This window comes from Aliamphritea ceti (assembly GCF_024347215.1).
Lineage (GTDB): Bacteria > Pseudomonadota > Gammaproteobacteria > Pseudomonadales > Balneatricaceae > Amphritea > Amphritea ceti.
In genome coordinates this window covers 2,954,531-2,976,744 of record NZ_AP025282.1, presented here as the reverse complement: position 1 = coordinate 2,976,744, position 22,214 = coordinate 2,954,531, and the positions used below count along the sequence as shown (strand labels likewise).

Annotated in this window: 21 protein-coding genes and 1 riboswitch; of the genes, 16 read left to right on the top strand and 5 right to left on the bottom strand. The window is 47.5% G+C overall.

The window, feature by feature from the left end; translation table 11 throughout:
* Nucleotides 1-40: 40 nt before the first annotated feature.
* Nucleotides 41-706 carry a 3,4-dihydroxy-2-butanone-4-phosphate synthase gene (gene ribB / locus OCU49_RS13710; protein ID WP_261841128.1) on the bottom strand — a complete coding sequence of 222 codons (666 nt, stop codon included), beginning with the start codon at nt 704-706 and terminating at the stop codon, nt 41-43.
* 146 nt (nt 707-852) lie between these two features.
* Nucleotides 853-1,094, bottom strand: a riboswitch (FMN riboswitch).
* 335 nt (nt 1,095-1,429) lie between these two features.
* On the opposite strand from ribB, the gene OCU49_RS13705 reads away from it, so the two are divergent.
* From OCU49_RS13705 to OCU49_RS13640, 14 genes are all read left to right on the top strand, one after another.
* The gene (locus OCU49_RS13705; RefSeq protein ID WP_261841127.1) at nt 1,430-1,783 is read left to right on the top strand and encodes a hypothetical protein; all 354 of its coding nucleotides are present in this window, start codon (nt 1,430-1,432) and stop codon (nt 1,781-1,783) included.
* A gap of 183 nt (nt 1,784-1,966) precedes the next feature.
* A complete protein-coding gene (locus OCU49_RS13700) occupies nt 1,967-3,343 on the top strand; it encodes a class II fumarate hydratase (protein ID WP_261841126.1) in 1,377 nt (458 codons plus the stop codon).
* A gap of 11 nt (nt 3,344-3,354) precedes the next feature.
* Nucleotides 3,355-3,783 (top strand): DUF2753 family protein, encoded by a 429-nt coding sequence (locus OCU49_RS13695; protein WP_261841125.1) that lies wholly within the window; start codon nt 3,355-3,357, stop codon nt 3,781-3,783.
* A gap of 113 nt (nt 3,784-3,896) precedes the next feature.
* Nucleotides 3,897-4,397 (top strand): superoxide dismutase, Ni, encoded by a 501-nt coding sequence (gene sodN, locus OCU49_RS13690; RefSeq protein WP_261841124.1) that lies wholly within the window; start codon nt 3,897-3,899, stop codon nt 4,395-4,397.
* 61 nt (nt 4,398-4,458) lie between these two features.
* Nucleotides 4,459-4,764 carry a nickel-type superoxide dismutase maturation protease gene (sodX, locus tag OCU49_RS13685; RefSeq protein WP_261841123.1) on the top strand — a complete coding sequence of 102 codons (306 nt, stop codon included), beginning with the start codon at nt 4,459-4,461 and terminating at the stop codon, nt 4,762-4,764.
* A gap of 102 nt (nt 4,765-4,866) precedes the next feature.
* Nucleotides 4,867-5,214, top strand: a complete 348-nt coding sequence (locus OCU49_RS13680) for a DOPA 4,5-dioxygenase family protein (RefSeq protein WP_261841122.1) — start codon at nt 4,867-4,869, stop codon at nt 5,212-5,214.
* 151 nt (nt 5,215-5,365) lie between these two features.
* A complete protein-coding gene (locus OCU49_RS13675; protein WP_261841121.1) occupies nt 5,366-6,919 on the top strand; it encodes a DEAD/DEAH box helicase in 1,554 nt (517 codons plus the stop codon).
* Nucleotides 6,920-6,950: 31 nt separating this feature from the next.
* Nucleotides 6,951-7,421 carry a LabA-like NYN domain-containing protein gene (locus OCU49_RS13670; RefSeq protein ID WP_261841120.1) on the top strand — a complete coding sequence of 157 codons (471 nt, stop codon included), beginning with the start codon at nt 6,951-6,953 and terminating at the stop codon, nt 7,419-7,421.
* A gap of 178 nt (nt 7,422-7,599) precedes the next feature.
* The gene (locus tag OCU49_RS13665) at nt 7,600-8,343 is read left to right on the top strand and encodes a TetR/AcrR family transcriptional regulator (RefSeq protein WP_261841119.1); all 744 of its coding nucleotides are present in this window, start codon (nt 7,600-7,602) and stop codon (nt 8,341-8,343) included.
* Between the two features lie 96 nt (nt 8,344-8,439).
* Entirely contained in the window at nt 8,440-10,812 is a 2,373-nt protein-coding gene (locus OCU49_RS13660) for an efflux RND transporter permease subunit (protein ID WP_261841118.1), read from the top strand.
* Nucleotides 10,799-11,605 (top strand): outer membrane lipoprotein-sorting protein, encoded by an 807-nt coding sequence (locus OCU49_RS13655; RefSeq protein WP_261841117.1) that lies wholly within the window; start codon nt 10,799-10,801, stop codon nt 11,603-11,605. Before OCU49_RS13660 ends, OCU49_RS13655 begins: the two co-directional genes overlap by 14 nt.
* A 2-nt stretch (nt 11,606-11,607) precedes the next feature.
* Complete coding sequence (locus OCU49_RS13650; protein ID WP_261841116.1) at nt 11,608-12,807, top strand: hypothetical protein; 1,200 nt, start codon at nt 11,608-11,610, stop codon at nt 12,805-12,807.
* Between the two features lie 318 nt (nt 12,808-13,125).
* Complete coding sequence (locus OCU49_RS13645) at nt 13,126-15,144, top strand: methyl-accepting chemotaxis protein (RefSeq protein ID WP_261841115.1); 2,019 nt, start codon at nt 13,126-13,128, stop codon at nt 15,142-15,144.
* 203 nt (nt 15,145-15,347) lie between these two features.
* Nucleotides 15,348-16,148, top strand: a complete 801-nt coding sequence (locus OCU49_RS13640; RefSeq protein WP_261841114.1) for a substrate-binding periplasmic protein — start codon at nt 15,348-15,350, stop codon at nt 16,146-16,148.
* 1 nt (nt 16,149) lies between these two features.
* On the opposite strand, the gene OCU49_RS13635 is transcribed toward OCU49_RS13640, so the two are convergent.
* The 4 genes from OCU49_RS13635 to OCU49_RS13620 all read right to left on the bottom strand — a co-directional run bounded on the left by OCU49_RS13635 (nt 16,150) and on the right by OCU49_RS13620 (nt 20,510).
* The gene (locus tag OCU49_RS13635) at nt 16,150-17,682 is read right to left on the bottom strand and encodes a PhnE/PtxC family ABC transporter permease (protein ID WP_261841113.1); all 1,533 of its coding nucleotides are present in this window, start codon (nt 17,680-17,682) and stop codon (nt 16,150-16,152) included.
* 21 nt (nt 17,683-17,703) lie between these two features.
* Complete coding sequence (locus OCU49_RS13630) at nt 17,704-18,360, bottom strand: phosphonate ABC transporter ATP-binding protein (protein WP_261841112.1); 657 nt, start codon at nt 18,358-18,360, stop codon at nt 17,704-17,706.
* A complete protein-coding gene (locus OCU49_RS13625; RefSeq protein ID WP_261845234.1) occupies nt 18,360-19,235 on the bottom strand; it encodes a putative selenate ABC transporter substrate-binding protein in 876 nt (291 codons plus the stop codon). Before OCU49_RS13625 ends, OCU49_RS13630 begins: the two co-directional genes overlap by 1 nt.
* Nucleotides 19,236-19,436: 201 nt before the next feature.
* Nucleotides 19,437-20,510 (bottom strand): TauD/TfdA family dioxygenase, encoded by a 1,074-nt coding sequence (locus tag OCU49_RS13620; protein WP_261841111.1) that lies wholly within the window; start codon nt 20,508-20,510, stop codon nt 19,437-19,439.
* 185 nt (nt 20,511-20,695) lie between these two features.
* Here OCU49_RS13620 and OCU49_RS13615 point away from each other — a divergent pair, with 185 nt between their 5' ends.
* The gene (locus OCU49_RS13615; protein ID WP_261841110.1) at nt 20,696-21,487 is read left to right on the top strand and encodes a helix-turn-helix domain-containing protein; all 792 of its coding nucleotides are present in this window, start codon (nt 20,696-20,698) and stop codon (nt 21,485-21,487) included.
* A 60-nt stretch (nt 21,488-21,547) separates the two neighbouring features.
* A complete protein-coding gene (locus OCU49_RS13610; RefSeq protein WP_261841109.1) occupies nt 21,548-22,120 on the top strand; it encodes an HD domain-containing protein in 573 nt (190 codons plus the stop codon).
* The last annotated feature ends 94 nt before the right edge of the window (nt 22,121-22,214 follow it).

Sequence of the window (22,214 nt, the reverse complement as noted above, 5' to 3'; positions counted from 1 at the left end):
CATTATGCGGCCCGTTTTGCTTTCAGGAGTGAGGGGGGGCTCAGGCTGTTGCAGCCATTGTTGCCATCCGGTAAGTAACAATGTCTTCGACGCTCAGCACTGGCATGTTGTTTATTGCACCGAAATGCACGATTTCAGGAAGTTTAGCCATACTGCCGTCAGGGTTTGTCAGCTCACAAAGTACGCCGTAGGGTTGCAGTCCCGCAAGCTTCATCAGATCGATAGTTGCTTCCGTGTGGCCGCGTCGGGTCAGAACACCGCCTTCACGGGCGCGTAATGGGTATACATGTCCGGGGCGGGCAAGGTCTGCCGGGCAGGCATTCTCTGCAATGGCAGCTTTAACTGTAGTTACTCTGTCGGTCGCAGACACCCCTGTAGTGACACCTTCAGTGGCTTCAATGCTGACGGTGAAGGCTGTGCCGTACTGGCTGGTGTTGTCTTCTACCATGCTTGGCAGCTCCAGCTGACGAATGCGATCTTCATCCAGACACAGGCAGACAATGCCGCTGCATTCACGAATGAGCATGGCCATTTGCGGGACAGTAAGGCTCTCGGCGGCGAAAATGATATCACCTTCGTTTTCACGGTCTTCATCATCAACCACAAGAACGCCCCGGCCTTGACGAAGTGTTTCAAGCGCGGTGCTGATCCGTTGGGTTGGTGTACTTTCAGTAAATGGATTTATAAATGTTTCAGACTGATTCATGGTTATACCTTAATAGTAATCTTGCCAGAATCAGGGCGTACGGAACGGCAGTATATAATCTGTTGCTCGTGCAACAGCGTTTACCACCAAGCATGACACACATAGCTGCATCCAGCGGAATTTTTTCGGCTGAAGCAGGGGGTGTTGTTCATTCTCTTCCATCCGGACTCAGCAGTGTGTCACTGACAACACTGGCATTACCGTCGGCTCTGGAATCTTTCTGTGAAATCACCAGATCTGCTGACCCCGGAAAGCCGCATCGGTAACTGATTACCGTATTGGCATATATCCGGGCGCTCGCGGGCTGAAAAAGTTAGTGACTGAATTACCCGTTCACTTTGCTTTTATCACCGCCGGTGGGGAGTTTCACCCCGCCCTGAGAATTACCCGGACTATCCGGGTGAGGCGATATTCGACTAAATTTAATCAGGAGTCCAGTTTTTTAAGGCTAGTGTTTGCGGTATGGCGCAGGTAGTTCCAGGCGAGGAGGTTATCTAGCGCGAGCCGCGCTAATACTCCAGAAAAACCATGGGCTTAATATTGCTGAATATAATGACTAACGGGTTTACCTAAGTATTATTGTAAAATATAATGCGAACAATTCTTATTTGTAGTTGCGTTTATGTAGTGCTTAAGACTATCCGGTCTCATACAGGCAGCAGTGATTACAAATGTTCAGCAGCAGTAATCCAGATGCCGAAGGCATTTGTTAAGGAGCCCCGTTTGAGTCATCAGATGATCGATCAGCTACACGTACATCTTCCGGATGGTCAGGATATCCGTTTAGGCCGAAAGCCTGACCGGCCAGAGCTGGTTAAAACCTATCTTGATGATGCTGACAGATTAGCCGGTCAGTTACCGCGTCCGGTGCAACGTGAAGCTCACATGCTGTGTTATCAGCTGTTACTGGAAACGATTTGCGACAGCTGTGTACCGGTGCACTGGCGGCGACTTTGTAAGGACCATATTTACCGGCCGTTACTGGCGCTGGGCCGGTTGGCAAGGTCTGACAGGCAACGCCAGGCAGTAAGGCGCTGTTATCGGGAAGTATCAGTGCTGAGTAATTATTTTCTTTAATCAGAGATCTTTAATCATGGATTTTTGCGACAAACAGATAGCGAAGCTCGGGCAAGGTGAAATCAGGTGTTTATTCGGAGTGTCTCATTACTAGTGAGAATTTTAAGTCTGTCATTAACGCCGAGCTAACAAGATTGTTGATTGTGTAAAGGTCTTAATAAATTTCAGGCCGACGGAGTGAATATGAAAACACGTATTGAAAAAGACAGTATGGGCAGCCTGGAAGTGCCGGAAAATGCCTTGTACGGCGCACAGACTCAACGGGCGATTAACAACTTTCCGATCAGCGGGGAGGCAATGCCACGGGCATTTATTGAAGCCTTGTTGCTTATTAAACATGCTGCCGCTCAGGCAAATCAGGAACTTGGCTGCATAACAGCGCCTGTTGCAAAAGCAATCAGCGACAGTTGCGAGCAACTGAGTACGGATCCTGCGCTGATGAACCATTTTCCGGTAGATGTATTTCAGACAGGCTCGGCAACCAGTTCAAATATGAATGCGAACGAGGTTATTGCTTCATTAGCAAGCAGTGCTCTGGGCGATGCGGTAAATCCCAATGATCATGTGAACTTTGGACAGAGCAGTAATGATGTGGTGCCAAGTGCAATTCATATCAGTGCGGCTTTACAGCTGCAAAGCCGGTTGCTGCCGGCGCTGGAGTACTTGCAAAAGGCTATTGAAACCAAGGCTGTTGCAGTGGCAGGTTACTGTAAAACCGGTCGTACCCATCTTATGGATGCTATGCCGGTGCGTATGGATCAGCAGTTACTTGGCTGGGCCAGTCAGATTCGTCAGAACCGTGAGCATCTGGAAGCCTTGCTGCCAGCGTTACAGCAGTTAGCTCAAGGCGGCACGGCAGTGGGAACCGGGGTGAATACACATCCTCAGTTTGCGGCCTTATTTGCGGTGCGGCTGAGCACGCTGACGGGTTATAACTTTGCACCCTGTGCAAATACTTTTGCCGCAATTGGCTCTCAGGATACGGCTGTAGCTGTGTCCGGACAGCTAAAAACAACCGCTGTCAGCATCCTGAAAATTGCTAACGATTTACGCTGGATGAATTCCGGCCCGCTGGCAGGGCTGGGTGAAATATCACTGGAGGCGTTGCAGCCAGGTTCATCAATTATGCCGGGTAAAGTAAATCCGGTTATTCCTGAAGCAGCAGCTATGGCGGCAGCTCAGGTCATGGGTAATGACATGGCGATCAGTGTCGGTGGACAGTCGGGCAACTTTGAACTCAACGTTATGTTGCCAATGATTGCTGCCAACCTGTTAAAGAGTATTGAGTTGCTGACTAACGTGAGTCATTTACTGGCGGATAAGGCGATCTCGGGTTTCAGTGTTAACGAAGCAAAGCTTAACGAAGCGTTGCATCGTAATCCGATTCTGGTGACGGCACTGAACCCGGTGATTGGTTATGCCAGAGCGGCGGAAATTGCCAAACAGGCTTATCGTGAAGGCCGGCCAATTGTAGATGTTGCTGTTGAAGGTACAGAGCTATCCCGTGAAGAACTGGAAGTTCTGCTAGACCCGCAAAAATTGACCGAAGGTGGATTATAGGTGACAGCTATATGAGCAATCAGATACTTCACATGCAGCGCTGGCAGAAGCAGGTGCAGGCAGGTAATGAGTGTTTCAATGCCCACCAACTGTTTACGGCAGTGGCGCATTATCAGGCTGCTAAACAGCTTGCGTGGCAGTTGTTCACCCATTGGGAAGACCCGGCAGAAGCCGTAGCGGTGGTAATTATCAGTTATCACAACCTGGCTGATCTGTATCTTCGCCGTATGCAGTTAGATATGGCGGGTAATGAGCTGGAGAGGGTGCATAGCAGTTTGCTTAAAGAAATTTCAGAAGAAGCTGACTCTGCACGTTATCAGGCTTTGCTTTCAGGCATCCGGCGCACTTATCAGGCGTTACTGGAATTCTGTCAAAAGCATCGGCCTGAACAGCTGGATGCACTGAAATCCCGTCATGCAACAGAGCTGTTAGCGAGCTGATCTGGTTATTTTACGAAATAAAAAAGTTTCCGGTAACGGAAAACCCCCTGAATGCAGAGGCCTGACTGGGTGAACCAGCGTCTCTGCTCGCGTATTTATGATAGGAGTACATAATGATTCACGGTATTTTTAAGCAGCTTGACGCCATTTGTCAGTTCTCAGCGGTGGATGCTCACTGCGACATTCCTTGTAAAATCTATGATCCGCAAATTGCGCAAATTGCAGCGCTGAGTGTTATTCGTTTTATAGATTTGATTCAGGAGTTGGCAGAAAAGGACAGTCTGTCACTGGCGGAGCAGGCTCTGCTGGGACGACTGGTGCAGGAAAAAGAGACGCATGCCGCAAAAGTTAAAGAAGAAGTACGGGTGATCTGGGGAGATTATTTTAAACAACCTCAGTTTGACCAGTTCCCGAATACCAATGAATTGGTACACAGTATTATGTTGACGGGATCTGCCTGTAAGCAAAATATCGCTCGCGAGAATGGTGAAAAGCTGCTGACGCTGGTGAATGAGTTTGCTGCCAGCTTTTGGGCGACTAAAGGTGTTGAAACCTTTGCTGCTGAATGCTCTTATCCGCCTGCAATGCAAGTGACTTATCCTAAATTAGGATAAGCTATTCAGGCTAAAGCTCAGCAGTTTAAACAGTAGCAACAGTGGTTAGCAGGTAGACGTAATGATCAGTATTCACCGGGTTCGGGGGCAAAGTATGTTACCGACCTTTTCAGAGGGTGATTATGTGCTCTGTTTAAGGCCTCTGTCACTGTTACCGCTTAAGGTAGGGGATGTTGTAGTCGTACAGCATCCCCGGTTTGGTCGCATTATTAAGCGTATCGAAACGCTTAATGACGAATCAGCGATGTGGCTGCGAGGTGATAATCCTCAAAGCACATCAAGTGAAACAATGGGGTGGTTAGCCAGACAAGCGTTGATTGGGCGGGTTGTTTTGCATATCGCTAAGCCCGTATCTGAAACTGCCTGAGGGTTGGTATATAAGATATCCTTTCCGTTGGCAGTCTTGCTATCATATCAGTGTCGCCAAGTAGTGTTATTTCATTTTGATTTACTTTGAGTTGGTTAACTGATGTCTGATGTTTATCCGCGTAATCTTCATTCTGCTTATCACGCCCATGTCTATTTTGATGCCAGCACGCTTGCGTTTGCGCAAGCATTGTGTGAGCAGGCAGGCCAGCAATTAAATGTTCAGGTAGGGCGGGTGCATGAGCGTCCAGTGGGGCCGCACCCATGCTGGAGTTGCCAACTTAGCTTTACCTCAGCAGATTTTGATCAGGTAGTGCCCTGGCTGGATGCTCGCCGTAATGGTCTGGACGTTTTAGTACATGGCCTGACAGGTGATAATCTGAAAGATCATACGGACTATGCATACTGGTTGGGCAACGCGCAGACGCTTAATCTGGAAATGTTTCGTTAAACCGGGTTTAAGCACCGCTCTTACTGGTGTTATGAAGTAGCCTGCGGTAAGCTTCGCGCCGGTTCATAATGCCAGAATCAGTCTGATATATTTCTCGTTCACTGGTTTACGAACTGCTCGCCTTTGATGCCAACCAAGAGATAGATTCTATATGAGTTTTGCCGATTTAGGCTTATCGACGCCATTGCTTGATGCTGTTAGCGAACAAGGCTATTCAGAGCCGTCTGCTATTCAGGCCGAAGCAATTCCTGCAGTTATCCACGGTAAGGATGTGATGGCGGCAGCCCAGACAGGTACCGGTAAAACGGCAGGCTTTACCTTGCCTATTCTTGAGCGTCTTAAGGATGGGCCCCGGGCGAAGCCTAATCAGGTGCGGGCGCTGATTTTGACACCTACACGGGAGCTGGCAGCACAGGTCGGTGAAAGTGTGGTTGATTACGGCAAATACCTGACCTTGCGTTCTGCTGTTGTATTTGGCGGGGTAAAGATTAATCCGCAGATGCAAAAACTTTGTAAAGGTACAGACGTTCTGGTGGCGACACCTGGACGTTTATTGGATTTGTATAACCAGAATGCTGTGAAATTCGATCAGCTGGAAGTATTAGTATTGGATGAAGCCGACCGTATGCTTGATATGGGCTTCATTCATGATATTCGTAAGATCTTGCGTGCATTGCCGCCTCGTCGTCAGAACCTGCTGTTTTCAGCGACGTTTTCTGACGAAATTCGTCAGTTGGCAAAAGGGCTGGTCAATGACCCGGTAGAAATTTCAGTTACTCCCCGTAACGCAGCCGCTACTTCAGTTAAGCAATGGCTGAGCCCGGTTGATAAGAGTCGTAAAGCCGCTTTGCTGATTAAGCTGATTAAAGATAATGATTGGCAGCAGTTAATTGTATTCACGCGTACCAAACATGGTGCGAATCGTCTGGCGAAGCAGCTGGAAGCAAAAAATATTACCGCTGCGGCTATCCATGGTAATAAGAGTCAGGGCGCGCGTACCCGTGCACTGGCAAACTTTAAAGCTGGTGAAGTTACCGCGTTGGTCGCTACTGATATTGCGGCCCGCGGCCTGGATATTGAGCAGCTTCCTCAGGTAGTGAACTATGATCTGCCAAATGTGGCGGAAGACTATGTGCACCGTATTGGTCGTACCGGACGTGCCGGAGCCAGTGGTGAAGCAGTGTCTTTGGTTTGTGCTGAAGAACTGGAGCAGCTGGTGGGCATTGAGAGCTTAATCGGTAAGTTGGTTGAGCGTATAGAGGTGAAAGGTTTCGAGCCTTCAGAGCCTTTACCTTCTAAGCCGCTTAAAGCGCTGAAAAAGAAAAAGCCAAAGAAGTCTAAGCCACAAGGTGAGCGTCAGTCCGGTGAGCATAAAGATGGACAGCGCTCTGCGGACAATGCCCGTGGTCATAAGCCTGCTGGTAAGAATAAACGCCATCGCAGTGATAGCCAGTCAGCTAAGGGTAATGGCAGTGGTGAACAGCGTGCTTCGGGTAATCGTGGTGGGCAGGATGCATCGGATGCAGCCAAGCCAGGAAACCGTCGTCGTCGCCCGGCTCAAAAAGCGGATGTAAATGGTAACCGCGCCGAGCAGGGACAAAAGCCTCAAGGTAATAACGGTTCGCGTAATGCTGCTTCCAGGAATGCTCCTCGTAAAAATAACCGTTCCAGTTCGCAGCGTCAGGGTGCTGGTCAGGCAAACTGATTCATTCCATAACTGAAGGAGTGTAATAGAGATGAAAATCGCTGTTTTTGCTGATGTGCAGAATCTCTATTACACCACCCGTCAAGCATATAACCGTCAGTTCAATTATCGTAAGCTGTGGCAATCTCTTAGCGCGGAAGGGGAGATTGTACTGGCCAATGCGTATGCTATTCACCGTGGCGATGATAAGCAGATGGGGTTTCAGAAAGCGTTGCGGCATATTGGCTTTGATGTGAAGCTGAAACCGTATATCCAGCGCAGTGACGGCTCAGCAAAAGGTGACTGGGACGTCGGTATTACAATTGACGTTATGGAAGCCGCCAGTCAGGTGGACCGCATTGTATTGCTCTCCGGCGATGGTGACTTTGATTTACTGATGCAGCATATTCAGCAGCACCATAATGTTACTGCTGACGCTTACGGCGTTCCGAATCTAACTGCTAACTCACTGATAAATAGTGTGAACAGCTTTTATCCTATTGATACGGATCTATTGCTTTAACCTTTCGATCTACTGATCTCATTCCCTGAATTTTATTCAACAGTCATAAATAAATTGAACTTTTATGGTTGTCTTCAAAGTCTGAATCTTTATAATCGACGATTCGTCACTAAAACTTCATGTGCCTGACACATGAAATATGTAAGTTAAGCAAAGCATCAAGAGTAAAGAGCATTAAATGAGTCCTCGCCAGGTTGATGAACGTACCCTCCATGACCGTGAACAGCAAATGCTGGATGCGGCAGCGTTACTGATCGAGAAGATTGGTGTGGAAGGTCTGACGATGGATAAGCTGGTTAAAGAAGTCCCGTTCTCAAAGGGCACGGTTTACAGCCACTTTACCGGTAAAGAAGATATGTTACTGGCGCTGTGTAACCGGGGAATGGGGCTACTAGGCGGTTATTTTCGCCGTGCTTATCTCTTTGAGGGCAGTACCCGCGAGCGCATGCTGGCACTGATGTTTGCGTACCTGATTTATTCGCAGATTTATCCGATGCTTTTCATGCTTGTAATTAGTGCTAAGGCGCCGGGAGTTATTGAAAAAGCTTCCGAAAAACGCCGTGATGATCATCATGAGCTGGAGCAAGCTCTGTTTGCCAGTGTTGGTGGGATTATTCAGGATGCCCTTGATAATGGTGATTGTCTGAATCCCAACGGCCTTTCGCTGGAAGAAATTGCTTACACCGGTTGGGCCAGCTCTTTTGGCGCTATTACTCTGTTAGCTAAAGGGGCAGAGGATTGTGTGGTGCGGGGAGAGTTGTGTCCTCAGGAAGTTGTGCTGATTTCGGTACATACACATCTTGATGGCCTGCAGTGGTTACCTTTACTGCGGGAATACAATTTTGAACAGACAGTTGAGCGTCTAAAGCGAGAAGATTTTGCAACTGAAGTACAGTTGTTAATGGCTCGTTGCGGCGGGTAACTGCCTGATTTAAAAGCTTTATAAGAAAAAATAGGTGCGGCAGAAATGCCGTTTTTTTAAACCTTTATAATGACGATTCGTCAAAAAGGCGGAGAAATGAAAGACAAACTTTTCTCAACGGTGATTAAGCATCCTGTCTGGGTGGCTTTACTATCAATTATGTTGATAGTGGGTGCAGCTTATGGTGCTAAAAATCTTGTATTTAAGAGCGACTACCGGGTGTTTTTCAGCGAAGATAACCCGCAATTACTCGCATATGAGGCAATGCAGAACATATACAATAAGAGTGATAATGTTTCATTCGTTATTGCACCTGCTGAAGGTGATGTGTTTACCCCGGAACGATTAGAAACGATTCGTCAGATTACTGAAGATGCCTGGCAGATTCCGTATTCAACCCGGGTTGATTCGATCACTAACTTCCAGCATACCTGGGCCGAAGAAGACGATATGATCGTTGAAGATCTGGTTCTGGAAGGGGCTGTTTTGGATCAGGCTGCACTTGACCGGGTGCGTCAGGTCGCTGTTAACGAGCCATTACTGCTAAATAACCAGATTTCCTCAACTGGTCACGTGGCTGTAGTGAACGTTACCGTACGTCTGCCAGGAATTGATCCGGTAACTGAAGTGCCAGAGGTTGTGGCTAAGGTTCGTGAGATTCAGCAGAAGTATATGCAGGCAAATCCTGATATTAGCATTCAGCTGTCTGGCATTGTGATGATGAATAACAGCTTTGCTGAGTCTTCCTTAGAGGATAATGCCACTCTGGTACCAGGCATGTTCCTTGTTGTTATTATCGCTATGATTCTATTGCTGCGCAGCTTTACCGGTACGCTTTCTACAGTGCTTATTGTTGCTACCAGTATTGCGGGAGCTATGGGGCTGGCAGGATGGGCTGGGTTGTTTCTTACCGGGCCTTCAGCCAGTGCGCCAACTATGATATTGACCCTGGCGGTTGCCGATTGCATTCATATTTTGAGTACGATGAAATATGAGATGCGTCTGGGTGTAGCAAAACGTGAAGCTATTCTGGATAGCCTGCGGGTTAACTTCCAACCTATCTTGCTGACGAGTGTGACGACAGCGATTGGTTTCCTGAGTATGAACTTCTCAGACTCTCCACCGTTCCGTGACCTGGGTAACATTGTTGCTGTTGGTGTAATGCTGGCATTTATTCTTTCCGTTACTCTGTTCCCTGCGTTGTTGATGATTCTTCCAGTGCGGGTGAAAGTGCGTAAGGAAGAAGAGCGTGATTCAATGCGTTCCCTGGCTGCTTTCGTGACTAATAATCGTCGTGTACTGTTACCGGTGATGACTGTGATCATGGCTAGCCTGATTATGTTCTTGCCGCAGAATAAGCTGAATGACGATTTTGTTAAGTATTTCGACGAGTCAGTGCCATTCCGTCAGGCAACTGATTTTATGCAGGACAACCTGGCCGGTATGACGCAGCTTGAAATTTCTCTGGGCAGCGGTGAGTCCAGTGGTATTAATGATCCTGGTTATTTGAAGGTTTTGGGTGAGTTCAGTGAATGGTTGCGTGAGCAGCCAGAAACAGACCATGTTAATACCTTGTCTGATACGCTGATGCGTCTGAATAAGAACATGCATGCGGATGATGAAAGTTATTATCGTTTGCCGGATGACCGCGAATTGTCAGCGCAGTATTTGTTGTTATATGAGATGTCATTGCCTTATGGGCTGGATCTGAATAATCAGCTTAACGTTGATAAATCAGCGACACGAATCATTGCCACTATGACGAATATGACCAGTAATGAGCTGATACAGGTTGAAAAACGTATTCAGGGCTGGTTTGTTGCGAATGCACCGGATATTGAAATGGAGATTACCGGGCCTAACCTTATGTTTGCACATATTGGTCAGCGTAATATTCAGAGTATGTTGTCCGGTATTGCCATGGCATTGGTGCTGATCTCAGTATTGCTTGGCTTTGCTTTACGCTCCGTACGGTTCGGTCTGATTAGTCTGATTCCTAACCTGGCTCCAGCGGCAATGGGCTTTGGTGTCTGGTTCCTGATCGACGGACAGGTAGGCTTAGGTCTGTCGGTTGTGGCCGGTATGACATTAGGTATTGTGGTCGATGATACAGTGCACTTCCTGAGTAAGTATCTGCATGCTCGCCGTAATAAGCAGGCAGACCCTGAAGCGGCTGTTCGCTATGCATTTGGCAGCGTTGGCCGGGCTTTATGGATTACCACCTTTGTATTGGTTGCAGGCTTCTTAGTGCTGTCCTTATCAAGCTTTAAGCTAAATGCTGATATGGGGTTACTGACAGCTGTAACTATTTTGATTGCACTGATTGTTGATTTCTTCTTCCTGCCGCCTCTGCTGATGAAGCTGGATGCTGGTCGTGTTGAAGAGCCGGTAGATACTGCCGAAAAAGAATCTGTTATTAAACCTGAAACTGCAACGATGACTGCAGGAGAGCAACATGCAAGTAACTAAATCTTTCAATCTTATGCTTGGAGCCGGCCTGTTGGCGTCTGGGATGTTGATGAGTTCGCTGACGCTGGCACAAACAGCTGAAGAGCGCGGTCTGGAAATATCTCAGGAAGCTAAACAGCGTGATCTGGGTTGGGGAGATATGCAGGCAGAAATGCTGATGGTGTTGCGGAACAAGCAGGGTGAAGAAAGTGTCCGTGAGATTCGTATCAAAAACCTTGAACAGGAAAATGACGGTGATAAGAGTCTGACTGTTTTTGATAAGCCCCGTGATGTTAAAGGTACGGCTTTTCTGAGTTTCTCGCATCCTGTAGGGGCGGATGATCAGTGGTTGTATTTGCCTGCACTGAAGCGTGTGAAGCGAATTGCTTCGCGTAATAAGTCAGGCCCTTTCATGGGTTCTGAGTTTGCGTTTGAAGATCTGAGTTCGTTTGAGATCGAAAAATATACTTATAAGTACTTGCGAGATGAGGCCTGTGGTCTGGGACAGTGTTTCGTGGTTGAGCAGTATCCGGTAGATAAAAACTCTGGTTATACCCGTCGGTTAGTCTGGATTGATCAGACAGAATACCGTACTGAAAAAGTTGAGTTTTATGACCGTAAAGACAGCCTTCTGAAAACGCTGACGTTTGAAGGTTATCAGCAGTATCTGGATAAGTACTGGCGTGCAGACGTACAGACAATGATTAACCACCAGAACGGTAAAGGTACGGATCTTAAGTGGTCGGGTTATGCGTTCCGTAATGGTCTGAAAGATTCGGACTTTAATAAAAATACTCTGAAGCGGGCGCGTTAATCATGGCGTTCAGTCATATGGCAGTAGCAGCTCTGGCGTTCGCGCCAGTAGCTGCCAGTGCTGAAGATGTGTTTTTTGAAGTATCAGGAAAAGTTGCCGGACAGCTACAGGGCTTCACTGAAGACGGTCAGTTTTCCGGACAAAATTACGATACTAATCTGTCATTCAGCATAGAGCCTGAGTTCTACTGGGAATGGAATGACGGTGAAGACTCAGTCGTGTTCGAGCCTTTCTACCGTTATGACGAGCAGGACAGTGAGCGAACCCATGGCGATATCCGTGAGCTGAATTGGCTCAGAGTGGGAGATGGCTGGGAGTTTCGTGCAGGCCTTGGTAAGGTTTTCTGGGGAGTGACTGAGTTCCAGCACCTCGCAGATGTTATAAACCAGACTGATGGTGTCGACAGTTTTGACGGTGAAGAGAAGCTTGGTCAGCCAATGCTAAATCTATCGTTGGTTTATGACTGGGGTATCGTTGATGCGTTTATTCTTCCGGGCTTTCGTGAGCGTACCTTTGCGGGTCAGGATGGGCGCTTGCGTTCTGGTCTGGTCGTTAATACCGATGCCGCTGAGTACGAGTCTGCCGCCGAAGAAAAGCATGTTGATCTGGCGTTACGCTGGAGCCACAGCATCGATGTTTTTGATGTCGGCGTTTACTGGTTCCGCGGTACGAACCGTGAGCCGATTCTGCAAGCACGCAGTTTTGGTGGTCAAACAGAGCTTGTACCTGTATACCAGCAGATTGATCAGATCGGTTTTGATGGTCAGGCAACAATTGATTCATGGTTATGGAAGCTGGAAACCATCGTTCGTGATAGTAAAGATGACCGTTATGCGGCATTGCAGGGCGGTTTGGAATACACCTTTTATGGTATCAGTGAAACCAATACAGACTTAGGTTTGTTGTTGGAATACGGCTGGGATGAGCGTGGTAAAAATGCCACTTCAGCAGCCCAGAATGATATCTTTTTAGGTACCCGCTTTACGCTCAATGATGAAGTCAGTACAGAGATATTGCTAGGTGGTGGTATCGATGCTGATTACGGCAGCCGGAGCTTCTTTATCGAAGCCAGTCGGCGGGTAGGGGAAGACTGGAAAGTAAGCCTTGATGGCCGTTTCTTTAGCGCTGATAAGGCCAGTGATCCAGCAGTGGCACTGGCGGAAGATGACCGTATCCAGCTGACAGTCGAACGTTACTTCTAAAACCTGATATTCAAACATATAAACCGGAGCTTGCTCCGGTTTTTTTATGCCTGAAGTAATTGCCAGGAGCTAAAATAAAATTGTGTAATGGTTATGTAATATAATTAAAACAATAATTTATACAAGGTATCTAAACTTTAACAGTAAGAGTTAATTGTTTTTGATTACCCAAAATGACAGAGTGTTATTAATTTTTAATTGCAAATGAATATCATTTATATAGAGTTGCCGCAAATATTATGAGGCAGTACCTGGCCTCTTTCACGGTAAAGGCGACTCCTGATTCGAGGCGTTTATAAAGCAGTAGTGAGGAATTAAATGTCTATCAATAGTTGGCCTCTGACCAGGCAGTTGAGTCTTGGTGTGTTTGTCCTGGTGGGTGTAATAATGGCTGTGTTGATTGGTGTGGTTGGGTATGAATCCCGGGCTGTACTGATCGCTCAGGCAGAGCAATCTCAGGACCGGCAAGTGGAGGTATTAGCCTCTCAGTTGGATACTGCATACGGCACTATTATCGATAATACTGAGCGGCTCGCGAGTACCTTCAAAGGGCTGTATCCGGATGCGTTAGTATTTGATCGTCAGAAGACTGTTCAGGTAGGTGATTATGCCAGCCCGCTGGTGACGCATAATGGTGAAGTTGTGAATCTTGATTTTACACAAGTTGATAAATTTGCCCGTATGACCGGCGGTAATGCAACAGTGTTTATCCGTTATAAGGATGATTTCTTGCGTGTAACGACATCACTGAAAAATCTTCAGGGTAAGCGTGCTATCGGTACGTTGCTGGGTAAAGGGCACCCAGGGTTTCAGCAGTTGATGCGCGGTGAAGTCTATCTGGGCGAGGCGCGGTTGTTTGGTACTGATTATATGACTAAGTACACACCGGTAATGAACAGCGGAAATGTTGTAGCAATTTTATACGTTGGCTTCCCAACTTCTGATCTGTTGAAGCAGTTGCGCAACAACTTGTTAATGACCCGGTTTGGTGACAGCGGTCATGCAGGCCTGGTTTACAATTCTCAGAGTAAGCTCGCGGGTAAGTTGATCGCTGATCAGCGCAGTCAGGGTGAGGCTCTCAGTGTTGCTTATAGTAATGCATTTTTTTCTGATGTCGTGGGTAATGGCAGTGGTGCGTTTGAATACACTGACGTAGACCATTCAGAAGGTGTGCGGGTTAGTTATCGTCAGGCTGGTAGTAGTCCGTGGACAGTGTTCGCGATCAGTTTTAAAGAAGAATATAGCCGTCAGATTCAGCCGTTGCTTTGGTTGCTGGTGGTGATGGCTGTAGCAGCTGTTGCTGTACTGGTTATTTTGTTGTCTTTGTTTTTGCGTCGCTCGCTGGGGCCGCTTAAAGAGGTCGGTAGGGTACTTGAATTAGCCGGGCAAGGGGATTTAACGGCTGGTTTCAAAAACCGTCCAGATGCTCAGAGTGAAAATGAACTGACGCGCTTACAGTTACGGGTTGCGCGTATGTTGGAAGAGTTTTCGACAGTGATCGCGCGGGTGCGCGCATCTGGTGACGATGTAGCAACTGTTTCCTCTGAGATTTATGTCGGCAGTGATCAGTTGCAGGAAGCTGCACAGGCGAGTAGTGAAGAAATTGTGCAGGTTTCGGCAGCGATTACTCAAGTTGCTGATTCTATTCATCATGTGGCTGAAAATGTGAGTTCTGTATCTGCTGAGGCGGATACAACATCGCAACTGGCACTGGATGGTAAACAAGCGGTTGCAGAGGTAGAGCAGACGATTAACCTGTTAAATACTGAGTTTGCTGAGGTAGTTGGTTCTATCAGTAAATTAGAGCAGGACAGCGCGGATATCGGCAGTGTGGTCGAGGTGATCAACGCTGTTGCTGAGCAAACTAATTTGCTGGCGCTGAATGCCGCAATTGAAGCTGCCCGTGCCGGAGAGCAGGGACGTGGCTTTGCGGTGGTAGCTGATGAAGTTCGAACACTGGCGCGTCGGGTACAGGATTCTACAAAAGAGATTCAGCAAGTAGTGGCTAAATTACAGTTAAATGCCAAGCAGGCATCTGAACGTATGCGGGCCGGTGAGTCGCGGGTGTTTGAGAGTGTCGAAAGGGCTGAGCTTGCCGAGGGCTTGCTGAGTCAGATTCAGGCGGCTACACAGCGTGTACGCGAGCGCATGATGGATGTTGCCAGTGCTACTGAAGAACAGAGTTGTGCATCAGAGCAAATTAGCCAGAGTAGTCAGTCGCTACAGGAAAGATCCCGTCTGGCTGCAGAACGGGCACATGCAAGTTCAGAGGCAAGTCAGGCTATGCAGTTGTCAGCTCAGGCTTTGCAAGGGCAGGTAAGTCAGTTCAAAATCTGAATTCAATGCAATAAAGCGCCACCGGTTGGTGGCGTCTTCGGTTTTTGCTCTACAAATTGTCGTACCCATTTTCAGTTGACCCAGGTTTTATCAGCAGCTAGGTTTAGCTTATGTTGATACGCAGTGAGTATGCAGGGATTGCATATGCTGTTTGTTGTTTACAGGTGCGCCTGTGTTGGTCACATAATTGGAAGGATTGCTGAATGGCTTATTCGACAAAGCATCTGTTGTTGTGGTTTTGTGTTTTTGTATCAGTACTTTCTTTTGCTGTCCGGGCAAGTGATCAGTCCCCTCTGAAGGTTATCGCTTTAACTGATTTTAAGCCTTTTATCTGGTGCGAACAGGATCAGGCAGAAGGTATTGATATAGAGCTGGTTGCCGAATTGTTTGGGCGTCTTGAATTAGACTACGAAATTGAATGTGTGCCCTGGAAAAGAGCGTTATTTTATATTCGAAGCGGTAAGGCTGATGTTTTGCTTTCCGGCTATAAAACCGCTGAACGTGAAACCTTTGCGACCTATCCGAAAGTACCGGTTCATCTCACGGTGTTCAGTGTTTTTGTGCGCAAGGGTGATGACTTTGTATTCAATAATGTTGCTGACCTGACAGGCAAAAAGATAAGTGTACCGGCGGGTTTTAGTATTAATTCGGAGTTTGATGCTGCCAAGCAATCAGGCCAGTTTGTATCATATGAAACGAATACAGTTGCCAGCGGTTTCCAAATGCTTATGAGCGGCCGTGTAGATGCCTATGTGAATGAGCGCCATGTGGGGCTGTATGCATTGCATGAGATGGGCATCAGTAATGATGTAGTGCCATTGAAGAAGCCTCTGCATGAACCGCGTCCCGCGTATATGATTTTTTCGAAAAAATCGGCTGTAAATCAGAAACTGCTGGTCGATGCAGTAAATACCACACTGCAAACGATGTGGGCTGAAGGAACAGTTCTTGAGATTACAGATAACTTCACCAGCCGGTTGTTACCTATAGCGACGGTGGACTAGCTCAACATCTGTTCATGTGCTGCAAATGTAGCTTGTGGCGCAGTTTTCTGGCCAGTTGGTCGACAAGTATATTCAGTAATGCGGCGCTAATGATTAATAGTAAGGCAACATCAAAGCGAATTTCCTGAATTGCGCTGTCGACGAAAAATCCCAGCGTGTGTATGCCGAGTATCCCTAAAATTGCGGTTTCCCGCATGATTACTTCCCAGCGATAAAACAGAATTGCCATAAATGGATTATATATACGTGGCAGCACTTCATAGCTGTAACGGTTGAAGCCCGTGCAGGCATCTTTTCTGAGTGGCATTTGTTCGCTGCGTTGGGCAAGCAGGTGAGCGATTAGTGCTCCGTTATGCAGCGACAGTGCGACTATCGCTGGCAGCATTGATGGTCCCCAGAGCTGAAGTAATATGTAAGCGAGAAGGTATTCAGGAGTGGATCGGGCAATAATCAACAGTAATTTACCGCTACTGCGACCAAAGCTGTTTATGAACAGTCTGGATGCCAGCGGAAATATCAGTAATGCAATAACGCCAGTCAGGACCAGGGCAATCTGAGTCAGTATAAGAGTGTTAAATAGGCCGGGCAGTATCTGGCCGGAGAAAATCTTCTCCAGCCAGTGGAGTAGATTAAACAGTGTGTCGGTGCTCCAGATTTGTTCGGCATTACGTAATGGTGCAGGAACAATGTCAGACGTAAAAAAACGTTTGATGTTTTGCCATTGAATGCTTGCATTGCCTGCGGGGTTAAAGTGTTCCGAGAATATTAGCCATGGACTGATGATTAGCCAGGCTGGTAGCAGACGTTTGTGGCACCAGAATTTGATACTGGCGATCAGAGCAAAGAATAATAGCAGTAAGCTAGCTACTTCAGAGTAATAGCCCTGACTAAATGAAGCTTCGAGATAATAGCCAAGTGTTGGCAGACCGATAAAGCCGAGTATGGCGCTGGAACGGATGCCGCATTCAAAACGATAACGGGTATAGCTGACAAGATGTGGCCAGGCCTGGGCGATACGGCTATAGAGCAGGCTGGTAAGGCGGCTGCGATTTGCAGCTATTACCCGGGAAGGGGTGTTTGATGTCTCTTCAAGTATTTCTGCATAGACTTTAGCGAAGACACCGCTGTAAGGCAGAGCGATAGCTAATAATCCGGTTAAAGGATGCAGGCCAAAGCATTGCAGAAAAATGAGTGCCCAGAACAGTTCATGAACTGAGCGCAGGCTGGCACAAAGGGTACGTAACCAGCGGCGGTGGAACTGAGTCGCTAGAAGTAAGCCGCAGCAAGCAGCCACGGCAACGCCAAGTAATGCGAATGCGATGGTAACAATTAATGCGCTAATGGCAATGCTGATGATGTGGGTATCTGGCTTTAGCCAGGCGCTGAAAAAGCGCTGCATTTCCAGCATGGGGTTGATGCTGGTGATTGATATATCAGCAAGGCAGATGCAAAGAATCGCTACCAGACAGAAGTATAAGCTGATGCGTAAGCGGGAGGAGTGGCTAATTAAGCCTGGTTGTCGGCTGCTGTCCATAATTGTCAGGAATCGAACACTTTAGTAAAAGTCCAGCAAGCTTTGGCGTGACAGTCTGTCTGCTGGCTGGTCCAGCGCTATCTGGCCATCGGCAATGCCGATAATGCGCTCTGCGAAGTGTAATGCCATATCCAGATCATGAAGGGCAATCATTGCGCTGGGGTACTGTTCGCGTAACAGGCTCATGACTTGTCCTGCTCTGGGTCCGTCGAGTGCCGAAATTGGCTCATCAGCAATGAGTATGTCTGCCTGTTGGTAAAGTGCGCGGGCTATAGCGACACGTTGTTGTTGTCCGCCGGATAATTCACCGGTGGCTTGCCAGCATTTATCAGCCATATCCAGGCGGTCCAGCTGGTGGGATATAGCAACAATGTCAGTTTTTCTGGGACGCAGTAAATTGGTCAGGTTGTACAGGGTTGAGCGTTGATGCAATCTGCCCATGTATACATTTTGGTAAGCGGACAGGGAATCAACCAGTCCCAGATCCTGGGGGATGAATGCGACCTGCTGTTGTGATGACAGCAGGTCATATGCCCGGTTGAGCAGCGATGACTTGCCGCCACCGCTTTTGCCGATGAAGACTGTGAATTGATCGGCGTCAATGTGCAGTGAAACAGGCCCCAGGACCTGCTGCTGGCCATATTGAACGCTGATATCTTCAAGGGCAATGGCAGGCATTAGTCGATCAGGCCTACTTGTTTGCCAACTTTAAGGATAGGGTCAAAATCGGCGTTGGTTGCCGGAATGAAGCCTTTGCGTGGAAAGCTTGCCAACAACTCTTCATCCTGCATATTCAAAAGAGCCTGTTTTACTTTAGCGGTAAAGCCTTCACCAAATTGGCTGTCCAGATCGCCACGGACTGTCCATTGGTAGTCAGGGTAGCCTGGTGTCTCACCAATAACGTTGACTTTGCTGGTGTCTACTTTGCCTGCAGCAACTGCGCTGTCCCAAACTTTGTAATTTACCGCGCCCAGCTGATATGCGCCGGTTTCAACCAGAGCAATTGTGCGGGAATGGTTGCCGCTGAATCCGACCCGGCTAAAAATATCATCCGGGGCCTGGTCAAATTGCTTGCGTAGGAAAAACTCAGGCATCAGTCGGCCAGATGTTGAGCCTTTGGAGCCAAAAGTAAAAGTTTTTCCCTGCACGTCTGAAGGTAGTGTTTTGCTACTGGCATCCGGCTGTGAGATGAGGCCGGTGCTCTCATGGGCAATGAAGTAAGATTTAAAGTTAGGATCCTCAACATCTTGTGCGATTGCCTGAGCACCAGGGACCAGCAAACGAGCTTTTACACCTGACAGGCCGCCAAACCATGCCAGCTGTACCTGGTTGTTACGGAATGAAGTGATTGCAGCTGCGTAAGACTTAACCGGTACGAAGCGGACCTCGGTATCAAGCTGTTCCTCCAGGTAACTGGAGACCTTCGCAAAGCGTTCTTTCAGACGGGTTTCATCCTGGTCAGGAATAGCAGTAAATACAAAAGTAGGTGCGGCATGAATAAGGCTGCTGGACAGAGCTGCCAGGCAGGCTATCAGAGTGTTTTTAAGTTTCATTACGAGCTCGTTATAGAACAGAATCAGTGACGGCAGGGTTGGCTGTTGAGTTAACAGATAGGTTAACTGTTCAGCGGCGCGCATTCTTACATATCTGCTTTATAAGCTCGAGAGTTATAAGGTTTTTTTAGGAAAAATAGTGGTCTTCCGGTAATCAGGCTTTAGCAGTCAGGTCGCGTGATTACCGGGATGTGTTTTTACTTAGAGGTTGAGTTGACTGCGTAGTACTTCAGCTGTACTGCGCAGGCTATCGATATCCGCATAACAGCCCTGAAGATGACGGGCACCAATTGCCTGTACTTCACGCCCGTGCAAGACCCGCTCGTTGTTAAACAGAATCAGATCGCCAGACTGCAGTTTGTGTGTGCGTTTGCAGCGATCACCCTGAACGATGCGCATGAATGTCTGATATGCATCGTAAAAGGCTGTCATGATCTCAAAATCAATCTGGAATGGCGCCGATGATCGATTGTTAATCCGTACTTTGACTATTTCGCCTTTGCTGTTGGTCGTGATCATAGTGTCTTTGTGTTCGAGTACTGCATCCTCACTGGCGAAGCGGAAGCGAACCAGTTGATTGGTTAGCAAGGCAAATTTTTCTGGGTGTTCTTCACGTAAAATGCGCGCCGCTTCGAAGCCATCGGTTAAGGCGGTAACACCGCCTTCTTCAGCCTGAACTAAGCAGTGCAGTAGCTGTAGGGTTGGCACCGGATCTCGATATGGGTTGTCAGTGTGCAGGCTCAGTGGCATTGGTGTATACGCCAGATTCTGAGGCTTTTCTTCGGTTTTAACTTCAAACAATGTGCCGTAGTTGGTTTGCCGGACAAAGCCAAACAGATCGACAGTTTTAAGAATCATACCTGCCTGAGCCGGTACTCCGCTTAATTTAGTAATGCCGTGACTAATGAGTGCATCCAGCCACGCCAGTTTAGTGCGGTCATCGCTGATAACTTCGTCATAGCTAAAGCTGATGCTTTCTAAGTCGAGTTCGCTGCCCCATAAAGTGGCAGTCTCTGGCGAGATAGCAAGCTGGTCATAGGCGTGTTTGGTGAGATAGGCCTTTGTGAATTCAGATTCGTGAGCGTGCGGTTCTGCAAAGCGTACCCAAAGGCCAGTTTCAGTTTCACGGCTTTCTGCAATTTGAATATCTGCTGGCAGCTGCCATGTTTCATGCAGTCGCTGGCCGTTGGCATGACGGCACTCAGGACAAGGGCAGTTGTCCCGCAGCCACAGACTGTGAAAACGCTGGTTATTATAAGTAAGCATGTCTTGCATAACTGAATCTCTCGAAAGGTTTATCAGACTGTTCGCTATTTGCATTCAGTGCGTAGCTTGACGGCGCTGAATTTTGATTGATATGGTATGTTGATTTTATGACTATTGATATGGATTTTATAGATACAAATATGGACTTTTATGATTTGGGTGTGAAGATTTAATGACAATTAGTGGTTTTGGCTATGCAGCTGACTGATGCAAATTTAAGCTTGTCTCTGGTGCGTTCATACTGGCAGCAGGCAGAGCTAGACTGGGCATATCCAAGTTATCAGCGTCCTTATAACTGGCTGATTTATACCCGAAGCGGTCGTGGTTATGTGGAGTTGGGCAGTCGGCGTTTAAAGCTGTTGCCGGGCAGTATGGTGGTCGTGCCTTTGAACCGTGAATGTCATTACCACTGTACGGAACCTATGGAGATAGGTGCCTGTGCATTTACGTTGCAAATGTCACCAGGTGTTGATGTGTTTGATTTGTACCGGGTACCAGATAACCCGGTTCCAGTGAGTGATGCACAGTTATTCAGCGATATCATTGATGCGGATTCTCAGGCTGGTTGTACGTTATTAGCGATGGGGGCTGTATTGCGGTTGCTGGCGCCAGTGCTTGAAGCTTCTACTACCAGAGGGGAGTCCGGTCAGGATGAGGTCAGAATGCAAAAAGTGCTTAGTTATATTGATCAGCATTTGTCAGATTTAGATATGACTGATTTGTCAGAACAATTGGGATTCAGTGATGGCCATTTTAGTCGTTGGTTCAGTTCTGCGTTGGGGGTTTCGCCTAAACGTTATGTGATTCAGAAACGGGTCGAGTCTGCTACCCGGTTGCTATTGTTTGGTGGCCAGAATATTGAAGCGGTGGCGAGGCAGTGTGGTTATGAAGACGCGTTATATTTCTCGCGGATCTTTAAAAAGTACACCGGACTGTCGCCGCGTGATTATCGCAAGACAAAGCAGTTTGATTTGGGCAGCCAGTAGGTTTTGCTCTGAAAAAAATTATCGCTCATGATATGAGCAGATTTATATATGGTGAGGAAGATGATCAGTAAGAATGAAGTAACCCGGGATAATATAGTTGAGTATTTACTGGAAGTGTTTGCAGTGCGCGGTCCTGAGTCGTATTTGGGGGAGCCTGTTTCAATGGCGGATCATATGGAGCAGTCTGCTGCCTGTGCCGTTGAAGATGATGCGCCTGACTCTCTTGTTATTGCGGCGTTGCTGCATGATATCGGGCATTTTATTGGTGACTTTCCGCTGGATGCCTTAGAAAACGGGACTGACAATCTTCACGAAGATGCCGGTGGCGCAATTCTCCAGATGTTTTATCCACCAGAGGTAAGTGAACCAGTGCGTTTACACGTGGCAGCTAAGCGTTATCTGTGTACTGTCGATGAAACCTATTATGACCGTTTATCTCCGGCATCGATAAACTCGCTGAATCTGCAGGGTGGTAAAATGTCTGCGACTGAGGTGTCAGAGTTTGAGGCTAATCCGCATCATAAGGATGCTGTACGTCTGCGTTATTATGATGACGACGGAAAAGTCGCTGACCGCACCATCCATAAAGTTGCACATTACCGGCCACTGCTGGAGGCATTACGTCTGCAGTAAAGTTGATTTGAAATTGATTATAAGCCGCATCTTTGCGGCTTTTTTTGTGTCGCAGATAGTTTGATAGTACAAATGTAGTATTTTTACTGACCAT

Excerpts from the sequence above, each read along its gene's own strand:
- OCU49_RS13640 (WP_261841114.1), top strand. The coding sequence starts at position 15,348 with ATGGCTTATTCGACAAAGCATCTGTTGTTGTGGTTTTGTGTTTTTGTA.
- OCU49_RS13670 (WP_261841120.1), top strand. The coding sequence starts at position 6,951 with ATGAAAATCGCTGTTTTTGCTGATGTGCAGAATCTCTATTACACCACC.
- sodX (WP_261841123.1), top strand. The coding sequence starts at position 4,459 with ATGATCAGTATTCACCGGGTTCGGGGGCAAAGTATGTTACCGACCTTT.
- OCU49_RS13660 (WP_261841118.1), top strand. The coding sequence starts at position 8,440 with ATGAAAGACAAACTTTTCTCAACGGTGATTAAGCATCCTGTCTGGGTG.
- OCU49_RS13630 (WP_261841112.1), bottom strand. The coding sequence starts at position 18,360 with ATGCCTGCCATTGCCCTTGAAGATATCAGCGTTCAATATGGCCAGCAG.
- OCU49_RS13650 (WP_261841116.1), top strand. The coding sequence starts at position 11,608 with ATGGCGTTCAGTCATATGGCAGTAGCAGCTCTGGCGTTCGCGCCAGTA.
- ribB (WP_261841128.1), bottom strand. The coding sequence starts at position 706 with ATGAATCAGTCTGAAACATTTATAAATCCATTTACTGAAAGTACACCA.
- sodN (WP_261841124.1), top strand. The coding sequence starts at position 3,897 with ATGATTCACGGTATTTTTAAGCAGCTTGACGCCATTTGTCAGTTCTCA.
- OCU49_RS13610 (WP_261841109.1), top strand. The coding sequence starts at position 21,548 with ATGATCAGTAAGAATGAAGTAACCCGGGATAATATAGTTGAGTATTTA.
- OCU49_RS13700 (WP_261841126.1), top strand. The coding sequence starts at position 1,967 with ATGAAAACACGTATTGAAAAAGACAGTATGGGCAGCCTGGAAGTGCCG.
- OCU49_RS13620 (WP_261841111.1), bottom strand. The coding sequence starts at position 20,510 with ATGCAAGACATGCTTACTTATAATAACCAGCGTTTTCACAGTCTGTGG.
- OCU49_RS13615 (WP_261841110.1), top strand. The coding sequence starts at position 20,696 with ATGCAGCTGACTGATGCAAATTTAAGCTTGTCTCTGGTGCGTTCATAC.
- OCU49_RS13680 (WP_261841122.1), top strand. The coding sequence starts at position 4,867 with ATGTCTGATGTTTATCCGCGTAATCTTCATTCTGCTTATCACGCCCAT.
- OCU49_RS13635 (WP_261841113.1), bottom strand. The coding sequence starts at position 17,682 with ATGGACAGCAGCCGACAACCAGGCTTAATTAGCCACTCCTCCCGCTTA.
- OCU49_RS13645 (WP_261841115.1), top strand. The coding sequence starts at position 13,126 with ATGTCTATCAATAGTTGGCCTCTGACCAGGCAGTTGAGTCTTGGTGTG.
- OCU49_RS13675 (WP_261841121.1), top strand. The coding sequence starts at position 5,366 with ATGAGTTTTGCCGATTTAGGCTTATCGACGCCATTGCTTGATGCTGTT.
- OCU49_RS13665 (WP_261841119.1), top strand. The coding sequence starts at position 7,600 with ATGAGTCCTCGCCAGGTTGATGAACGTACCCTCCATGACCGTGAACAG.
- OCU49_RS13695 (WP_261841125.1), top strand. The coding sequence starts at position 3,355 with ATGAGCAATCAGATACTTCACATGCAGCGCTGGCAGAAGCAGGTGCAG.
- OCU49_RS13655 (WP_261841117.1), top strand. The coding sequence starts at position 10,799 with ATGCAAGTAACTAAATCTTTCAATCTTATGCTTGGAGCCGGCCTGTTG.
- OCU49_RS13625 (WP_261845234.1), bottom strand. The coding sequence starts at position 19,235 with ATGAAACTTAAAAACACTCTGATAGCCTGCCTGGCAGCTCTGTCCAGC.